The 1,350-nt window shown below is 77.6% G+C and carries 1 protein-coding gene; it reads left to right on the forward strand.

All coding sequences use genetic code 11. From position 1 onward, the window contains the following. The coding region (locus tag DEP02_RS25140; RefSeq protein ID WP_157977535.1) for a non-ribosomal peptide synthetase at positions 1–1,350 on the forward strand (1,350 nt) is incomplete at both ends.

A 1,350-nucleotide genomic window follows, 5' to 3' on the forward strand; every position in this document is an offset into this window, starting at 1 on the left:
CCGCGGGACGGCGCGCCGGCGCCGGACCCCGCGCCGCTCGCCGCCCCTTCCGGCGCGGACGCCGCGTACCTGCGCTACGGCTCGGGGACGTCCGACCGGACCCGCGGCGTCGTCCTCACCCATGCCGCGCTCGCCGACGGGCTGCGCGGCATGCAGCAGCGCCACCGGCTGGACGCTTCCGACCGGGTGCTGCACAAGGCCCCGGCGAGCCTCGGCGCCGCCGTGTGGGAACTGCTCTGGCCGCTGACCACCGGTGCCGCCGTCGTCATGGCGGCGCAGGACGTCCACCGGGACGCCGCCGCGCTCGCCGACGCGGTCCGCCGGACCGGCGCCACCACCCTGCACGTCGTCCCGTCCGTGCTCGCCAACCTCGTGCGCGACGAGACCGCCGCCACCGCCTGCAAGGGCCTGCGGCGCGTCCTGTGCGGCGGGGAGGCGCTCTCGGCAGGCCTGGCGGCACGGTTCCGCGAACTCTGCGACGTACCGGTCCACCACGTGTACGGGCCGGAGGAGACCGCGTTGGACGTCACCGCGTGGGAACACCGGACCGGGGCGGCCACCGTGCCGATCGGACGGCCGGTCCGGAACACCGGTGTCCACGTGCTGGACGGCGGACTCCACACGGACCGCTTCGTCCCCTGCCCCTTCGGCCCGCCCGGCACGCGCATGTACCGCACCGGCGACCTGGCCCGCTGGAACGCCGACGGCGAACTGGAGTACGTCGGCCGCGCCGACCGGCGGGTGCGGATCCGCGGCCTCTGGGCCGATCCCGGCGAGGTCGAGGCCGTCCTCACCGCCCACCCCGGAGTGGCCCAGGCCGCCGTGACCGCCTGGTCCGACGGACCCGGCCGCCCCGACCGGCTCGTCGCCCACGTCGTCCCCGCCACCCCCGGGCGCCTGGGCGCCGCCGGCCTGGACGTGGACTTCAGCGCCGGCCTGGACGTGACCGAACTGCGGCGCTTCGCCGGCGCCCGGCTCCCTGAGCACCTCGTGCCCGCCGCCTTCGTCGTCCTGGACAGCGTGCCGCTCACGGCGAACGGCACGCTGGACCGCGCTGCCCTGCCCGAACCGCAGGTCGCGCGACGACCGCACCGGGTGGCGCGGACCCCCGAGGAACGGCTCCTGGCGGACGCCTTCACCGAGGTGCTGGGCACCGCTCGCGTCGGCCTGGACGACGACTTCTTCAGCCTGGGAGGTGACAGCATCTCCGCGATGCGGGTGGTGGCGCTCGCCCGCGCCGGCGGCCTCGGGCTCACCGCGCGGACCGTCTTCGAGTGCCGCACCGTCGCCGCGCTGGCGGCCGTGGCCACCCCCGCCGGCGAACCGGCCCCCGCCGCCCCGGCCGCGACC

The sequence above is a fragment of the Streptomyces triticisoli genome, assembly GCF_003270085.1.
Classification (GTDB): domain Bacteria; phylum Actinomycetota; class Actinomycetes; order Streptomycetales; family Streptomycetaceae; genus Streptomyces; species Streptomyces triticisoli.